At 42.2% G+C, this 17,603-nt stretch carries 16 protein-coding genes; all 16 read left to right on the top strand.

The window, feature by feature from the left end; all coding sequences use genetic code 11:
• Positions 1 to 173: 173 nt before the first annotated feature.
• The 16 genes from I2484_RS00270 to I2484_RS00195 all read left to right on the top strand — a co-directional run bounded on the left by I2484_RS00270 (position 174) and on the right by I2484_RS00195 (position 17,552).
• Positions 174 to 1,730: an ATP-binding cassette domain-containing protein gene (locus tag I2484_RS00270; protein ID WP_207149028.1), complete on the top strand. Its 1,557-nt coding sequence runs from the start codon at positions 174 to 176 to the stop codon at positions 1,728 to 1,730.
• Entirely contained in the window at positions 1,720 to 2,766 is a 1,047-nt protein-coding gene (locus I2484_RS00265) for an ABC transporter permease (protein ID WP_207149027.1), read from the top strand. The genes I2484_RS00270 and I2484_RS00265 overlap by 11 nt, the downstream gene beginning before the upstream one ends.
• 1 nt (position 2,767) lies before the next feature.
• Positions 2,768 to 3,727 (top strand): ABC transporter permease, encoded by a 960-nt coding sequence (locus I2484_RS00260; protein WP_207149026.1) that lies wholly within the window; start codon positions 2,768 to 2,770, stop codon positions 3,725 to 3,727.
• 175 nt (positions 3,728 to 3,902) lie between these two features.
• A complete protein-coding gene (gene yfmF, locus I2484_RS00255) occupies positions 3,903 to 5,177 on the top strand; it encodes an EF-P 5-aminopentanol modification-associated protein YfmF (RefSeq protein WP_207149025.1) in 1,275 nt (424 codons plus the stop codon).
• A gap of 2 nt (positions 5,178 to 5,179) precedes the next feature.
• Entirely contained in the window at positions 5,180 to 6,478 is a 1,299-nt protein-coding gene (gene yfmH / locus I2484_RS00250; protein ID WP_207149294.1) for an EF-P 5-aminopentanol modification-associated protein YfmH, read from the top strand.
• Positions 6,475 to 7,209 (top strand): elongation factor P 5-aminopentanone reductase, encoded by a 735-nt coding sequence (gene ymfI / locus I2484_RS00245; RefSeq protein WP_207149024.1) that lies wholly within the window; start codon positions 6,475 to 6,477, stop codon positions 7,207 to 7,209. The genes yfmH and ymfI overlap by 4 nt, the downstream gene beginning before the upstream one ends.
• 134 nt (positions 7,210 to 7,343) lie before the next feature.
• Positions 7,344 to 8,141, top strand: coding sequence for a DUF3388 domain-containing protein (locus I2484_RS00240; RefSeq protein WP_207149023.1), 798 nt, complete (start codon positions 7,344 to 7,346; stop codon positions 8,139 to 8,141).
• Positions 8,142 to 8,157: 16 nt separating this feature from the next.
• Positions 8,158 to 9,018, top strand: a complete 861-nt coding sequence (locus tag I2484_RS00235; protein WP_207149022.1) for a RodZ domain-containing protein — start codon at positions 8,158 to 8,160, stop codon at positions 9,016 to 9,018.
• Between the two features lie 50 nt (positions 9,019 to 9,068).
• A complete protein-coding gene (gene pgsA / locus I2484_RS00230) occupies positions 9,069 to 9,647 on the top strand; it encodes a CDP-diacylglycerol--glycerol-3-phosphate 3-phosphatidyltransferase (protein ID WP_207149021.1) in 579 nt (192 codons plus the stop codon).
• Between the two features lie 14 nt (positions 9,648 to 9,661).
• Entirely contained in the window at positions 9,662 to 10,915 is a 1,254-nt protein-coding gene (locus I2484_RS00225; RefSeq protein ID WP_207149020.1) for a competence/damage-inducible protein A, read from the top strand.
• A gap of 175 nt (positions 10,916 to 11,090) precedes the next feature.
• Positions 11,091 to 12,149: a recombinase RecA gene (recA, locus tag I2484_RS00220; RefSeq protein ID WP_207149019.1), complete on the top strand. Its 1,059-nt coding sequence runs from the start codon at positions 11,091 to 11,093 to the stop codon at positions 12,147 to 12,149.
• A 246-nt stretch (positions 12,150 to 12,395) separates the two neighbouring features.
• Positions 12,396 to 13,958 carry a ribonuclease Y gene (rny, locus tag I2484_RS00215; RefSeq protein WP_207149018.1) on the top strand — a complete coding sequence of 521 codons (1,563 nt, stop codon included), beginning with the start codon at positions 12,396 to 12,398 and terminating at the stop codon, positions 13,956 to 13,958.
• A gap of 65 nt (positions 13,959 to 14,023) precedes the next feature.
• Positions 14,024 to 14,821, top strand: a complete 798-nt coding sequence (locus I2484_RS00210; RefSeq protein ID WP_207149017.1) for a TIGR00282 family metallophosphoesterase — start codon at positions 14,024 to 14,026, stop codon at positions 14,819 to 14,821.
• 86 nt (positions 14,822 to 14,907) lie between these two features.
• Positions 14,908 to 15,180: a stage V sporulation protein S gene (locus tag I2484_RS00205; RefSeq protein ID WP_207149293.1), complete on the top strand. Its 273-nt coding sequence runs from the start codon at positions 14,908 to 14,910 to the stop codon at positions 15,178 to 15,180.
• A 396-nt stretch (positions 15,181 to 15,576) separates the two neighbouring features.
• Entirely contained in the window at positions 15,577 to 17,121 is a 1,545-nt protein-coding gene (miaB, locus tag I2484_RS00200; RefSeq protein ID WP_207149016.1) for a tRNA (N6-isopentenyl adenosine(37)-C2)-methylthiotransferase MiaB, read from the top strand.
• Complete coding sequence (locus I2484_RS00195; RefSeq protein WP_207149015.1) at positions 17,121 to 17,552, top strand: YlbF/YmcA family competence regulator; 432 nt, start codon at positions 17,121 to 17,123, stop codon at positions 17,550 to 17,552. The genes miaB and I2484_RS00195 overlap by 1 nt, the downstream gene beginning before the upstream one ends.
• Positions 17,553 to 17,603 lie beyond the last annotated feature (51 nt).

Genomic DNA, 17,603 nt, shown 5'->3' with positions numbered 1-17,603 from the left:
ACCGTGCAAGGACTTTTTTCTTGTGTTAATTTATCTCAGACTAAGAACGCCGCGTCCTGCGGAAAAGGTTGCATACCTGCGTCCAGCAGGCACAAGCTCAATTTAAAATCTTGACGCAATCACACCGAGGCGTGATTGATGTATACATACGCAGACGCGAGGGAGTGAACCCAGTGGAATATGTTATTGAAATGTTGAACATCCGAAAGGAGTTCGGTAATTTTGTTGCGAACGACGATATTACTCTTCAGCTTGAAAAAGGTGAAATTCATGCTCTATTAGGCGAGAATGGGGCAGGGAAATCAACGTTAATGAACGTGTTGTTTGGTCTTTATCAGCCTGAAGGTGGAGAAATTAGGGTGCGAGGGAAAGCGACCGCTATTACAGATCCGAACGTCGCGAATGGTTTGGGTATTGGAATGGTTCACCAACATTTCATGCTTGTTGAAAATCTGACTGTCACAGAAAATATCATTCTTGGTAATGAACCGAAAAAAATGGGAATGATCAACGTTAAAGACGCCGCTAAAAAAGTGGCTGAAATTTCGCATCTTTATGGGCTTGATGTGGATCCTTATGCAAAGATTGAAGATATATCAGTCGGTATGCAACAACGAGTAGAAATTTTGAAAACGCTTTATCGTGGAGCAGAAATTCTGATTTTTGATGAACCGACGGCATCTTTAACGCCGCAAGAAATCACTGAACTGATTTCAATTATGAAGAAATTGATTAGCGAAGGAAAATCGATCATCATCATTACGCATAAACTTCAGGAGATAATGGATGTGTCCGATCGTGTGACGATAATCCGTAAAGGAAAAGGGATTGGAACAGTAATTACTTCTGAGACGAACCCGGAAGAGCTTGCAACATTGATGGTAGGACGTCAAGTGACATTCAAAACAGAAAAAGGACCCTCTTATCCGGCAGAAGAAGTTCTCCGTGTAGAGAACCTAGTTGTAGAAGATTACCGCGGAATTCAGAAAGTGAAAGGTTTAAATCTTTCCGTTCGTAGAGGTGAAATCGTAGGAATCGCTGGAATTGACGGCAATGGACAATCTGAATTGATTGAGGCAATTGCAGGTCTTCGTAAAGTGAAAAGTGGGAAAATTTTCATAGATTCTAAGGATGTAACTGGGAAAAAGCCACGTGAAATAACAGAGTCTGGTCTCGGTCATATTCCGCAAGATCGCCACAAGCATGGTCTTGTTCTTGATTTCTCTGTTGGCTATAATGTGGCATTGCAAACGTATTATAAAGAACCTCTATCCAAAAAGGGCATTATGAATTATAAACACGTATCTAAGAAAGCAAAAGAAATCATAGAGATGTTTGACGTGCGGACACAAGGTGAGCATGAATTAGCCCGTTCACTTTCAGGCGGTAATCAGCAAAAGCTCATCATTGGACGAGAAGTGGATCGCAACCCGGAATTACTGATTGCTGCACTTCCAACACGTGGTCTTGATGTTGGTGCAATTGAGTTCATTCATAAAAGACTAATTGAACAACGTGATAACGGTAAGGCAGTCCTTCTCATATCATTTGAACTAGATGAGGTCATGAACGTCTCTGACCGTATTGCAGTTATCTACGACGGAGTAATTGTTGATACAGTTATTCCGACAGAAACAACAGAGCAGCAACTCGGCCTTCTCATGGCAGGACAATCCAGGGACAAAGCTACTGTTACGCTGAAAGAAGGTGATGATAACCATGTCGAATAGGTTTGTAAATATACTGGTACCCATCATCTCTATTATTTTGGGGTTGCTTGTGGGAGCAGCTGTAATGTGGTTCAGTGGATATAATCCGGTTATGGGCTATATCGCATTATGGAACGGGATTTTCGGGGATATGTATTCAATCGGAGAAACAATCCGACAAATAAGCCCTTATATATTAGCAGGTCTCGCGGTTGCATTTGCATTCAGGTCTGGGCTTTTCAATATTGGGGTCGAAGGACAATTGATTGTCGGCTGGTTTGCGGCGGCATACGTCGGTATGGCATTTGAGCTACCGAAATTCATCCACTTACCACTTGCCCTCATTGCAGCGGCATTAGCAGGAGCACTTTGGGGATTGATTCCAGGTATTTTAAAAGCAACGCTTCATGTACACGAAGTTATCGTTACAATCATGATGAACTACATTGCTCTTCATACGGTAAATGCGTTGATAAAAGCGGTTTCAGAAGGTGGATACAAGACAGAAAGAATCCACCCTACGGCGTCGCTGCGTTCAGACTTTTTATCTAATCTGACTGATTTCTCTACATTACATTACGGAATCTTTGTCGCACTGGCGATGGTTGCAGTCATGTGGTTCATTTTGGAGAAGACGAAAACCGGATTTGAGCTTAAATCGGTCGGATTTAACGACCATGCTTCTCAATATGCGGGAATGAACGTGAAAAAGAACATTATTCTATCAATGGTTGTTTCTGGTGCTTTCGCAGGGCTTGGAGGAGCGATGGAAGCCCTTGGAACATTTGGTAACATGGTAACTCGCGGTGGCTTTACTGGTATTGGATTTGACGGGATTGCCGTCGCTTTATTAGGGGCTAATACGCCACTTGGTGTTATTTTTGGTGCATCGCTATTCGGTTCACTGAAATACGGTGCCGGCAATATGCCGAATGAGGCAGGGGTGCCAGTTGAAATTGTTTCAATTGTAATTGCACTTATCATCTTCTTTGTTGCATCAGGTTATATCATCCGAGTTCTTCTTAGCAAGATGAAAAAGAAAAAGGAGGCAAAATGATATGAGTCTTCTTGAGATAGTTTATTTCATCATTCCGTTAACCATTTCATACGCTGCCCCCCTTATTTTCACTGCAATCGGAGGCGTGTTCTCGGAACGTGCAGGTGTAGTTAACATTGGACTTGAAGGGCTCATGGTAATGGGTGCTTTTACCGGTATTCTATTTAATCTGTTTTATGCGGATACATTTGGCTCTTGGACACCATGGCTTGCCTTACTTGTGGCAATGGCTGTTTCTGCAATCTTCTCCATCATGCACGCGGTCGCATCGATTACATTCCGTGCTGACCAAGTAGTATCAGGTGTTGCCATTAACATGCTAGGGATTGCCATTGCTTTGTTCTCTGTAAAAATGATTTTTGACAAAGGACAGACGGATTTCATCCAACAGAGTATTCCGCGTTTCAACGTTCCAGTATTACATGAAATTCCGTTTATCGGACCCATGTTTTTCACTGGGATTTATGGTTCATCGATATTGGCGATAGGTCTTGCTTTATTAGCTTGGTTCATCATTTATAAAACGCCATTTGGTCTACGCCTTCGATCAGTTGGGGAACACCCAATGGCTGCTGATACAATGGGCATCAACGTAACTAAAATCCGCTATATTGCGGTTATCATTTCAGGCGGTCTTGCTGGTATTGGTGGAGCTATCTATTCTCAAACAATGACAAATGATTTCGGTCATGCAACGATTAACGGGCAAGGATTCATGGCACTTGCTGCAATGATATTTGGTAAATGGCATCCGATTGGTGCAATGGGAGCCGCATTGTTCTTTGGATTCGCACAAGCACTTGCTATCAGCTCGTCAAGCATATCTTACTTGGAAAATGTTCCGGCTGTGTACTTCCACATTTTGCCGTATGCATTGACCATTCTTGCACTTGCAGGATTCATTGGAAGGGCGAATGCGCCAAAAGCAAGTGGACAACCGTATATCAAAGGAAATCGTTAAAAAATGAAAATGCCCCGATAGTCTGTTACGTTGGACTACGGGGCGTTTTTTGGCCTACAGCATGTGATTTTTTATATAAGTTACGATGCATTCGCTTGTTTATTTGCATCTTTTGACTTATGGAATGTATAGTGAAGTGAGGATTCCGCATATTAACTAAAACAGAGGTGTTTATATGTTCAAAAAAGTTGAGCTACAAGAGGGCGTCACATTATATATCCGCAAGTCAGAACAGTTCAAAACTGTCAATTTCTCCATCAAGTGGAAAACGGCTCTTGATGAAAAGAAATCGGCTCTTCGTGCAGTACTCGCAAATGTATTAGAAGAATCTAACGGTCGATACCGGTCACAAACGGAGTTCCGCAATGCGCTAGATGAATTATACGGAACGGTATTGTACACAGATGCCGGAAAACGTGGGGAAACCAATATTGTTTCACTATCCGCTGAATGTGTAAATGACGAATATCTTTCCGAAGGCGGTGTACTTGAAGAAGTACTGAGTTTGATTAAGACCGTCATATTTGACCCAAATGTGGTAGACGGACAGTTCGATGAAACGGTTGTCAACCGTGAAAAAAGGTCTGTGAAAGAGCGAATTCGTTCGCTTTACGATGACAAGACGCGATTCGCACAGATGCGTATGCTTGAATTAATACGTCCTGATAGCGCTGCATCCGCACCGTCATATGGAACGGAAAAGGATGTAGATGCACTTACATCTGCAGACCTATTTGCAGCATACGAAAGCATGTTAAATGAAGATGAAATTGATATCTATATTGTAGGTGACATTGACGAAGATGACATGACTGAAAAGATCAGGTCACTACTGACATTCAATAGCCGTAAAGTTAATAAACGTCAAACGGCTACACAACAAACGATGGCTCAAGAAACAGAAGTTCGTCATGTTCGTGAAAAACAAGATATGAAACAAGGGAAACTCCATTTAGGCTTTAGCACGCCTGTTACATTCCGCCATCCTGATTATCCGAAAATGCAAATAACGAACGGTGTTTTCGGCGGTTTTGCGCACAGTAAGCTTTTCATTAACGTCCGTGAAAAAGAAAGCATGGCGTATTATGCATCTAGTTCTTATTCTTCTCATTATGGGCTGCTCTATGTAATGGCAGGAATCGATGCTGAACTTGAAGAAAAAGCGGTAAATCTTATTAATGCTCAACTCACTGCGCTTCAACAAGGTGAAATCACAGACCTTGAAATGGAACAGACAAAAGCATTACTTGCTAACGGCATTAAAAGTGCGTTTGATTCTGCAAGAGGGCAGATTGAAGTATTTGATCAATACAAAGAGCTTGATGAAAACTTCACGGCGGACACAATCATTGCAGGCTGGGAATCCGTTACAAAAGACGATGTTAAAAATATGGCATCTGACATTAAACTAGAAATCGTCTATCTGTTATCGGGCAAGGAGGCTAATTAATGATGAAGAATATTCACTTCGATAATTTACAGGAAACATTATATAATGAAAAACTTGACAACGGCTTGGATGTCTATATTTTACCGAAACGTGGATTTTCAAAAACATTCGTGACGTTTACGACCAAATATGGTTCAATCGATCGAACATTTATTCCACGTGGAAAAACAGAAGAAGTGACGGTTCCCGATGGCATTGCTCATTTCCTTGAACATAAAATGTTCGAAAAAGAAGATGGGGACGTATTCCAGAAATTTAGTGTCCACGGTGCATCCGCCAATGCGTTTACATCATTCACACGGACTGCTTATTTGTTCTCCGCTACGGATAAGTTATATGACAATACGGAAATTCTTCTTGATTTCGTACAGGAGCCGTACTTCACGGAAAAGACGGTTGATAAGGAGAAAGGTATCATTGCCCAGGAAATAACGATGTATGATGATCAGCCGGATTGGCGTCTTTATTTCGGAACAATTGAAAACCTGTTCCATGAACATCCAGTGAAAATTGACATCGCTGGTACGGTAGCATCGATTCAAGATATCACAGCGGACTACTTGTATGAATGCTATGAAACGTTCTATCATCCATCAAATATGGTGCTGTTCGTTGTAGGTGCTGTTGATCCGGAAGAGATGATGGCATTCATCAAGAAAAACCAAGATGCAAAAACATTCGAAGATCCTGCAGATATCATACGTAGTTTCCCTACTGAAATGGATACTGTAGCAATTACTGAACGGAAGCTTGCAATGGATATATCGAAACCGAAATTTAATATGGGTATGAAATGCACTAACACGGATATCGATGGAGAAGAGATGCTTATCCAGGAACTTTCCGCGGGTCTTGTACTGGATATTCTGTTTGGCAGGTCTTCCGATTTCTATACGGAAACGTATAATGATGGGCTGATTGATGAGTCATTTTCTTATGATTTCACAATGGAGAATGGCTTCGGTTTCGCAATGGTTGGTTCTGATACAGACCAGCCGGAACAACTCGAAAAAGCAATCCGAACAACTGTGAAAAACACTGTTGACACATGGCCTATCACCGACTTAGAATTAAATCGAATGAGGAAAAAGAAAATTGGTCAATTCATGCGTTCATTGAATTCTCCGGAATTTATCGCCAACCAATTTACGCGCTATACGTTTAACAACATGAATTTGTTTGATGTTGTTCCAACCCTGGAGAAATTAACGCTCGAAAACTTGAAAGATGCATTCCAAACGTTTTCAGATGAAAGCGGTCATACGGTCTATTCAATTGTTCCAGCCGATAAGGCAGAATGACGGGGCAGAAATACTGCGTTGTACTTGGTGCATCAGGTGGAATAGGCGATGCGATTAGTCGAGCATTAGCGGCTGCAGGCTGGTCTCTATATCTTCATTACAATGAAAATGCTACACATGCTAAACGAGTGCAAAAAGAGCTAAGCGCAGCATATCCACAATCGATTTTTAAAACAGTCCAAGCAGATTTCAGTGTACAAGGCGGAGCAGAATTACTTGTCCAACAAGTTCGCACGATTTGTGCTGTCGTTGTTGCGAATGGGCAATCGATGATGAAACTGTTGACTGAAACGAGCGGGGAAGACATGGATGCATTATGGAAAGTCCATGTACAAAACCCAGCGAGATTTATAAGTCTTGTATCTCCTCAATTACGCGAGTTTGAACAATCGTACGTTGTCGTGATTGGCTCGATTTGGGGCAATACGGGGGCGGCAGGTGAAGTGATGTACTCCGCTGTCAAGGGGGCGCAACACGCATTTGTGAAAGCGTATGCGAAAGAAGCAGCCTTTTCAGGGGTGCGCGTCAACGCTGTGGCACCAGGTTGGATTGAAACGCGTATGAACAATGAAATCCCGGTAGATGAACGACAGATGGTTATCGATGAAATACCACTTATGCGTTCCGGGACGCCAGAACATGTCGCTGAAGCAGTTAATTTCCTGTTAAGTGGTAAGGCGGATTATATGACAGGCGAAATTATGAAAGTGAATGGCGGCTGGTATATTTAATTGTGAAAGGGGATTACGATAATCCCCTTTTTCCTTTTCATAATGCATTTAATCAGCTATCATAGAACTATATTACTTCTTGTGCGTCATATAGTAGTGCGTGTTCAAAAAATGGTCAAAGGAGTGTGTGTCTGATGGGTGAATGGTATCTTGAATATGAAATTCAGGTTAACCGTCCTGGCCTTCTAGGCGATATTTCGTCGCTGCTAGGAATGTTGCGCGTGAACATTGTTACAATTAATGGTGTTGATGGCGGACATCGCGGAATGCTGCTGCGGGCTGACAACGACGACCAGATTGCACGTTTTGAACAAATCGCCGAGACGATGGAAACGATTCAAGTGATAAAAATCCGTGAGCCGAAGTTACGTGATATTTTAGCGGTCAGACACGGACGTTATATACAGCGTGATGCGGACGAGAGAAAAACGTTCCGGTTTCTTAGAAGTGACCTTGGAATTCTTGTTGATTTCATGGCTGAAATATTTAAACAAGAAGGTCATAAACTAATTGGTGTTCGCGGGATGCCGCGAGTTGGGAAGACGGAATCAGTTGTTGCAGCAAGCGTTTGTGCCAATAAAAAATGGATCTTCCTTTCTTCGACGATGATTAAGCAAACGTTGCGGAAAAACTTAGCAGGCGATGAATTTTCGAAAGATAATATCTTTATCTTGGATGGCATCGTTACGCGTAAGGCTGAGGATGAGCGTCACATGCAACTTGTCCGAGAAATGATGCGAATGCCTACTATAAAAGTTGTAGAGCATCCGGATATGTTCGTTCAGCATTCGGAATACAGTATTGAAGATTTTGATTATATTATTGAATTAAGAACAGATCCAGATCAAGAAATTACATATGAAATGATGGAAAAAAATGATATGATGTCCAATCATGGAATGATGGATGGATCGGGTTTATTCAACTTCTGATAGGCAGGTGTTTTTGGTGACCGGATTAGGTGATCGTCTCAAGCAGGCGAGAATGACTAAAGGATATACATTGGATGATTTACAGTCAATAACGAAAATACAGAAACGGTATCTCTTGGGTATCGAAAATGAAGATTACAGCATGATGCCTGGATCTTTTTATGTACGTGCATTCATCAAACAATATGCAGAGGCAGTAGGCCTAGATTCTGATGAAATGCTATCTATGTTTAAAAATACTTCTCCTGAAGTGTCATCCGAGGAAGAGGCAGGTCAGCGCGCTTCGTCGACATTGACACGTAAAAGAGGTTTGAGAAATAATGACCAGCTAAATGAAATGATGCCTAAAATCATCGTTGCTTTATTTATTATCGTTATTGTAGTTGTCATTTGGACTCTATATCAAGGCTCATCTAACAACAAGCAGGGTGATGTAGACAGCGGCGAAACGAATCAACCAGTAATAATGGAAAAAAGCCCAGTTAAAAAAGAGCCAGAAAAAACAGAGGAAAAGCCTGTAAAAGAAGAGCCAGAACCGGAAAAACCGGAACAGACTTTAGCTTTTGAAAGTGCAAGTGGCGAAACGTCGACGTACGGATTAACTGGAGCAGAATCATTCCAACTTGAAATCCGTTTAAACGGCGGATCTTGGATTGGTGTTAAGGATAATTCCGGGAAAGAATGGATGTCGCCTGCGCGTATTATGTCCGCAGGGGAAACGATTGAATTTGATGTGACGGCTACGGACTCCGTGCGAATCCGTGTAGGGCGTCCTAAGTCTACAGAAATATATGTAAACGGTGTGTTACTTGAATACGGTGTGCCACCTCAGGATACAGTCCCGCAGAATATTTTGATTGAATACAAGAAAGAGTGATAGTCATCTACTTCAGATGACTATTTTCTTTGAAAGGAAAGGTGTATTTTATGAATTTGCCAAATAAAATAACCGTATCACGCGTTCTGCTCATTCCAGTTTTTATGGTTTTCATGCTGGTTGATTTTAAATTGGGCACTGTAGCTGTCGCTGGTACTGAAATGATGAAAGAGCATTTAATCGGTGGACTTATTTTTATTATTGCTTCTATAACAGATTGGCTTGATGGTTATATCGCTAGAAAAAATAATCTTGTAACAAATATGGGGAAATTTCTTGACCCGCTTGCAGACAAATTACTCGTTTCTGCTGCATTCATCATTCTTGTTGAACTTGGAACAGCACCGTCATGGATTGTCATCATCATTATAAGCCGTGAATTCGCTGTGACAGGCCTTAGGCTTATCCTAGCAGGTGGTGGAGAAGTCGTGGCGGCCAACCAACTAGGGAAGATTAAGACGGTTGCACAGATTTTAGCAATTACCTCGCTGTTATTGAATAATATATTTTTCGAGTCGATTGGTGTGCCATTCGGTGTCATTATGCTCTATATCGCTCTCTTCTTTACAATTTGGTCAGGTTTCGATTATTTCTATAAAAACAGGCGTGTACTGATTGATTCAATGTAAGGGGATGGGAAGCCATGAAAGCAGAAATCATTGCAATTGGTTCAGAGTTATTGCTTGGACAAATTACGAATACGAACGCTAAATTCATTTCATTAAAACTCGCAGAAATCGGGATCGATGTTCATTATCAGACAGTCGTGGGCGACAACCCGGATCGTTTGGATGAAGTGATTGAAATTGCAAGGAAACGTGCAGATATTCTAATTTTTACAGGCGGACTTGGACCGACAAAAGATGACATGACAAAAGAAACCATCGTGAAGCATATTGGTACAACATTAGTCAGCGATGACGAGGCACTTCTATATATTCAACAGTATTTTGAACGTAGCGGTAGGGTTATGACGGAGAATAATAAGAAACAGGCACTGGTGTTTAAAGGCGCAAAAGTCTTAGCGAACCGAAAAGGTATGGCACCCGGTATGGCTGTGGAAAAGGATGGCGTACGCTATATTCTTCTACCAGGTCCACCGCATGAAATGGAGCCGATGTTTACCGATGAGGCAATTCCTTATTTGTTAGGCGTTATTGGCAAGCACGAAGTCATCACATCGCGGGTTCTGAAGTTTTACGGTATTGGAGAGGCCGAGCTTGAACACCGGATTCAACCCATTTTGGACAAACAGACGAATCCGACAGTTGCCCCGCTGGCAACAGCTGACGCGGTAACATTGCGCCTCACTGCAAAAGCACAAACAACTGATGCGGCATTAAAGCTGATTGCGCCTATGGAAGAGGATATACGATCATTAGTTGGGGACTACATCTACGGGACCGATGATGATACATTGGCGTCCAAAGCCGCAGAACTCCTAGTCCGAAACGGTTGGACGATAGCCGCGGCAGAAAGTTTAACGGCTGGTCTATTCATGGCAGAACTAGCTGGTGAACCAGGGATTAGTTCGTCACTTGAAGGTGGTATTGTCGTCTACAAAGAGAAAACGAAAGTGGAACAACTGGGTATTGAACAGTCTTTACTTACGGAGTATGGCGTCGTCAGTGCAGAATGTGCGGCGGCCCTTGCGGTAAACGTAAAACGAACGTTCAAATCGGATATCGGAATCGGTTTAACGGGTGCAGCGGGGCCAGATCCTCATGATGGTAAACCGGTCGGCACTGTGTGGATTGGTATCGCTTCTACAAATGCAAATACAGAAACATTTAAGTTGTTACTGTCAGGTTCAAGAAACGCAAACCGTCTCAGGGCAGCAAGGTTTGCGCTCTATTATCTCATCAAACACCTAACTGTAAAAGAAGGCCAAAGTTAAGATTTAATCCGTTTTCTCAATTAAAAATGTCTAGCACCCGTTATTCTCAATTAAATATTTAATTCAAGAAAAACAATCGAATAAATGTTCGCTTTTTGATTGAGTATTTCTCATTAAAGGAGTATACTAGGGGTAGTAAGAAAAACAGAAACATTACCTTGAGGGAGGAAATAAATTGAGCGATCGTAAAGCCGCCTTAGAAATGGCGCTAAAACAGATAGAAAAGCAATTTGGTAAAGGATCTATTATGAAATTGGGTGAAAAAACAAACCTGGAAGTTGAAACATCTTCGACAGGCTCCCTTGCACTTGATTCTGCACTCGGCATAGGCGGATATCCACGCGGCCGTGTCATTGAAATATACGGACCTGAAAGTTCGGGTAAAACGACAGTTGCTCTTCATGCCATCGCAGAAGTACAAGCAGCTGGAGGAACAGCAGCATTTATCGACGCTGAACATGCGCTCGATCCGATTTATGCGCGTAAATTAGGCGTTAATATCGACGAATTATTACTTTCCCAACCTGATACGGGAGAGCAAGCACTTGAAATCGCTGAAGCGCTTGTACGAAGCGGTGCAGTTGATATTTTTGTTGTGGACTCCGTCGCTGCACTTGTACCAAAAGCGGAAATTGAAGGTGAGATGGGAGATTCGCATATCGGTTTACAAGCCCGTCTTATGTCACAAGCTTTACGTAAACTTTCTGGTGCCATTAATAAGTCAAATACAATTGCAATATTCATTAACCAAATCCGTGAAAAAGTCGGCGTTATGTTCGGTAGCCCTGAAGTAACTCCAGGGGGGCGCGCATTGAAATTCTACTCTTCAGTGCGCCTAGATGTACGACGTGGAGAAGCAATCAAACAAGGCAATGATATAGTGGGAAATAAAACACGAATCCGCGTTGTGAAAAATAAAGTTGCACCTCCGTTCAAAACAGCGGAAGTTGATATTATGTACGGAGAAGGAATCTCTAGAGAAGGAGAAATCATCGACCTTGGTGCTGACTCCGAAGTTGTCCAAAAGAGTGGATCTTGGTATTCCTATGAAGGAGAACGACTTGGACAAGGGCGAGAGAATTCGAAACAATTCTTGAAGGAAAACCCGGATATACGTGCGGAAATCGCCAACAAAATTCGTGAAGCATATGGACTTGCAAGCTCTAACTATGTGATTGGTGCTCAAGCAGTAGATGAGGACGAAGAGTTAGAACTTCTACTTGATGAAGAATAAGTAATACAGAAAGCCGATCCGTCCTTTTTATAGGGCGTGATCGGTTTTTACATAGATGCAGAAAATACAACTATTAATCCAAGAATAATGTGTCGCAAAGACTTGTGTAACCTTGACATGTCAAATTTACATAGATACAATTAGAATTGTATAATTTCATACCATTGAAATGATTTTGGCAGTATGTTGTACGTTGATATATGAGCCGACTGAAAATGAAAAGAATAGCAGGAGGAGGTGACCTGGATGTTAGAACTACAATTGATCATCTTCGCTTTGCTTGGTCTGCTCGTTGGTGTCGCTGTTACCTATTTCTTTAATAAGAAAGTGAACGATTCAAAAGTGACTGGTGCCAAATTTACGGCAGAACAAATCGTCGAAGAGGCGAAGCGTGAAGCGGATGCTCTTAAAAAAGAGTCACTACTAGAAGCGAAAGATGAAACTCACAAACTGAGAATTGAAGCGGAATCAGAGATCCGTGAACGAAGGGCGGAACTGCAAAAACAAGAAAGCCGTCTTTTGCAACGGGAAGAAAATCATGACCGTAAAGATGAAGCTCTCAATAAAAGAGACGCAGGTCTGGAGCGCAAAGAAGAAGCGCTTACCGGAAGACAGCAGCATATCGAACAGATGGAACGCAAAGCGGAAGAACTTGTTTTGGTTCAGAAAACCGAACTTGAAAAGATATCTTCTCTGACACGTGATGAAGCGAAAAGGCTCATCCTTAGTGAAGTAGAGAAAGAACTTGCTACAGATATCGCTGTTATGACAAAAGAAGCAGAGCAACGAGCAAAAGAGGAATCGGATAAAAAATCACGTGAAATACTTTCTATCGCCTTGCAACGTTTTGCAGCAGACCATGTTGCTGAAACGACTGTATCGGTAGTAAATCTACCGAATGATGAGATGAAAGGCCGTATTATCGGTCGTGAAGGACGTAACATCCGCACACTCGAAACGTTGACAGGAATTGACCTAATAATCGACGATACGCCAGAAGCGGTCATCTTGTCAGGCTTTGATCCGGTACGCCGGGAAACTGCACGACTTGCACTAGAGAAACTTGTGCAAGATGGACGAATTCATCCAGCACGTATTGAAGAGATGGTTGATAAATCGAGGCGTGAAGTGGATGAACTTATCCGCGAAACTGGAGAACAGACAACTTTCGATATAGGCATTCATAATCTGCACCCAGATCTTATTAAAATCATCGGAAGATTGCGTTTCCGTACAAGTTATGGCCAAAATGTCTTGAAGCATTCGACAGAAGTTGCTTATCTAGCAGGTTTATTGGCGGCAGAACTTGGAGAAGATGTAACGCTCGCACGACGCGCTGGACTCCTTCATGATATCGGAAAAGCGATTGACCATGAAGTAGAAGGCAGTCACGTTGAAATTGGCGTTGAACTTGCAACGAAATATAAAGAACATCCTGTTGTTATTAACAGTATCGCATCCCATCATGGGGATACTGAAGCGACATCAGTCATTGCCGTATTGGTTGCAGCAGCAGATGCATTATCAGCTGCAAGGCCGGGAGCGCGCAGTGAAACGCTTGAAAACTATATCCGCAGACTGAAAAAACTTGAAGAGATTTCTGAATCGTACGACGGCGTGGAGAAATCGTTTGCTATCCAGGCAGGACGCGAAGTTCGAATTATTGTCCGCCCAGACCAAATCGATGATATTACAGCCCATCGTCTAGCGCGAGATATCCGGAAACGGATTGAAGAAGAGCTCGATTATCCAGGACATATTAAAGTAACGGTCATCCGTGAGACACGGGCGGTCGAATACGCAAAATAAAGAAAAAAGGGGTTTCCGTGCATTTCGGTCCGGGGGCCTCTTTTTCTATTGGGAGAGATTATTTTATGAGAGTATTATTTATAGGAGATATAGTAGGATCGCTAGGACGAGATATGGTATTTGACTATTTACCACGACTCAAAAGGAAGTATAACGCAGATGTTATTATTGCGAACGGAGAAAACGCAGCAGCTGGAAGAGGAATCACTAAAGCAATATTTGATGATTTGCTCCGTGCTGGAGTAGACGTTGTAACAATGGGAAATCACACATGGGATCAAAAAGAGATTTACGATTTTATCGATGACACAGATTATCTTATCCGTCCTGCCAATTTTTCAGATGAAGCACCCGGTAAAGGGATGACAACGATTTCACGGAATGGTGTGACGATGTCTATCATCAATTTGCATGGCCGGACATTTTTACCACCGCACGGCGATCCATTTGAAAAGGCAGATGAATTGGTAGCGGAAGCAAGAGAAATTTCTCCGCTCGTCTTCGTTGATTTCCACGCTGAAGCGACAAGCGAAAAAATTGCGATGGGTTGGCATCTTGATGGGAAAGCATCTGTTGTTGTAGGAACGCACACGCATGTCCAGACGGCGGATGATCGCATTCTACCAGGTGGAACAGCCTATTTAACTGATGCGGGCATGACGGGCCCTTACGATGAAATTTTAGGTATGAAAAAAGAAGACGTCATCTATCGTTTCCGTACGAATTTACCAGTTCGTTTTGAAGTTCCGAAAACAGGACGTACCCAGTTAAACGGTCTTTTCGTAGTATTGGATGATGAAACAGGAAAAGCAATCAGAGTTGAACGAGTTGCCATCAATGCTGACCGCACATTCAAAGGCTAATGCGCGTCTAAACATCGCCTCCGAATCATAGGATGGTTTATGGAGATATCCGTTCCATAGACACCGAAAAATAAGGAGGAATCATGTTGAACCCATTGAAAGTATCATCCCGCTCGAATCCGAATTCTGTTGCAGGAGCACTCGTTGCAGTTATCAGGGACCAGGGGTACGCAGAAATGCAGGCAGTAGGTGCTGGTGCCTTAAATCAGGCAATAAAAGCAATTGCAATTGCACGTGGATTCGTCGCTCCAAGTGGCGGTGATCTCATCTGTGCACCCGCTTTCACTGATATTGAGATTAACGGTGAAGGACGTACGGCATTGAAATTACTTGTTGAAAAAAGACAGCGTCATATGTAAATTAGAAAGAGTCAGGACCACGGGACGCGTTAATTCCCTGTGGTCTTTTAGTTGTATCCCGCATTAACTGCCCGTAAAAGACCGAATGGTTAAACAAACAATCGGTGGGAAGAAGCGGCCAGCTGATTGAAGATTACCTTTATCACAAGAGAAAGTTCTATAAGAACTGTGACAAACAACCGACAAAGCTTTGAGTTCTTGTACAGTGGGTCAACAATTAAGTATAATGAAATCATACGTTCAACTTTACTCAGTGGGGCGCAAATTCCCTGCCGATTAGGGGAACTCAGACTGAAACTACCGCGTCCTGCGGCGACGTCTGAGTATCCTTAACATCCTGTTGGCCCAAGCCTCCAGCGGATGTCACAAGGCTTTGTAGGAAAGGGGACAAGTTAAATGAATGAGGAACAGCGATTGAATGAAGGGCTAGTGAAGCCAAATCTAGCAAAAATTGCAGACGAGAAGGACTATAGCCACTATTTTCAGACAGCCTACACACCCCCTTCTTTGAAAGACGCCAAAAAACGTGGCAAGGAAGAAATCGCTTATTACGATAACTTTGAAATTGACGAGCGCTTCCGTGAAATGGGGTCGAACCGGAAATTTTATATACGGACATATGGTTGCCAAATGAATGAACATGACACAGAAGTGATTGCAGGAATTTTAATAGCCCTTGGGTATGAACCGACAGATACTGTTGAAGATGCGAATGTCGTGTTGCTCAATACATGTGCCATTCGTGAAAACGCCGAAAACAAAGTGTTTGGTGAGCTAGGCCATTTGCAATCGTTGAAACGAAGAAATCCTGATGTCTTGATTGGCGTATGTGGTTGTATGTCGCAAGAGGAATCAGTTGTTAATAAAATTCTTAAAAAGTATGATCAGGTTGATATGATTTTTGGGACACACAATATCCATAGATTGCCCCATATTTTAAATGAGGCCTACTTATCAAAAGAAATGGTCATTGAAGTGTGGTCAAAAGAAGGTGATATTATTGAGAACCTTCCAAAAGTCCGTCACGGAAAAATTAAAGCTTGGGTGAACATTATGTACGGCTGCGACAAGTTTTGTACGTATTGCATCGTGCCATACACGAGGGGCAAGGAACGAAGCAGACGTCCGCAAGATATTATTCTGGAAGTACGGCAGTTAGCGGCAGAGGGCTATAAGGAAATTACGTTGCTTGGTCAGAATGTTAATGCATATGGAAAAGATTTTGAAGGAACGAGTTACCGTTTTGGCGATTTAATGGATGATCTAAGAAAAATCGACATTGCGCGAATCCGTTTCACAACGAGCCATCCACGTGACTTCGATGACTATCTAATCGAAGTACTTGCGAAGGGTGGAAATCTAGTCGATCATATTCATCTTCCAGTTCAATCGGGTTCTAGCGATATTTTGAAAATCATGGCGCGAAAATATACTCGTGAACATTATCTGGAACTCGTGGGTAAAATAAAGAAAGCGATTCCGAACGTTACATTAACGACGGATATTATCGTTGGGTTCCCGAATGAAACGGACGAGCAATTTGAAGAGACAGTATCCTTGTACAAGGAAGTTGGTTTCGACATTGCTTATACGTATATTTATTCGCCACGGGATGGCACGCCGGCCGCAAAAATGGCTGATAATATTCCGATGGATGTGAAAAAAGAACGTCTACAACGATTAAATAAAGTCGTCAATGATTTATCCGCAGAAGCGATGAAACCCTATAAAGGTAAAATCGTTGAGGTGCTTGTCGAAGGGGAAAGTAAGCGTAATCCGGAAGTTCTCGCGGGCTACACTGAGAAAAGCAAACTCGTCAATTTTAAAGCACCACAATCGGTGATTGGTAAAATAGTCAATGTGAAAATAATAGAGGCCAAAACATGGTCACTCGACGGTGAGTTTATCGGCGTAGTAGAAAAGGAAAAGGTGATGTCATAATGGAAAAGAACTATTCAAAAGATGAAATTATCGCAAAGGCACGCGAAATCGCAGTAATGATTGCAAACACGGAGCAAGTGGAGTTTTTCAAGCGGGCAGAAGAGCAGATTAATGAAAATCAAAAAATCCGTGAAAATATTGCAAGTCTAAAATCATTGCAAAAGCAGGCAGTCAATTTCCAGCAGTATGGAAAAGAAAGAGCACTGGGTATCATTGAAGGCAAAATTGAAAAAATCCAAAGTGATATAGACGAAGTTCCGATTGTTCAGGAATTTAAACAATCTCAGGGTGAAGTGAATGATTTACTACAACTTGTATCGAACACAATCGCAAACACTGTCACAGATGAAATCATCAAAGCGACAGATGGCGATGTAAGACGTGGAGAAACAGGTTCTTATGTAAAAAATACGACATATGAAAAACTATAAGTAAGTATACCAATCGGTGGGAAAATATTTCCTGCCGATTTTTCTCACTCT

It is taken from the genome of Sporosarcina sp. E16_8, from assembly GCF_017347095.1.
In the GTDB taxonomy this organism is placed as follows: domain Bacteria; phylum Bacillota; class Bacilli; order Bacillales_A; family Planococcaceae; genus Sporosarcina.
The sequence above is the reverse complement of the archived record's forward strand: the minus strand, read 5'-3'. Positions and strand labels throughout refer to the sequence as shown.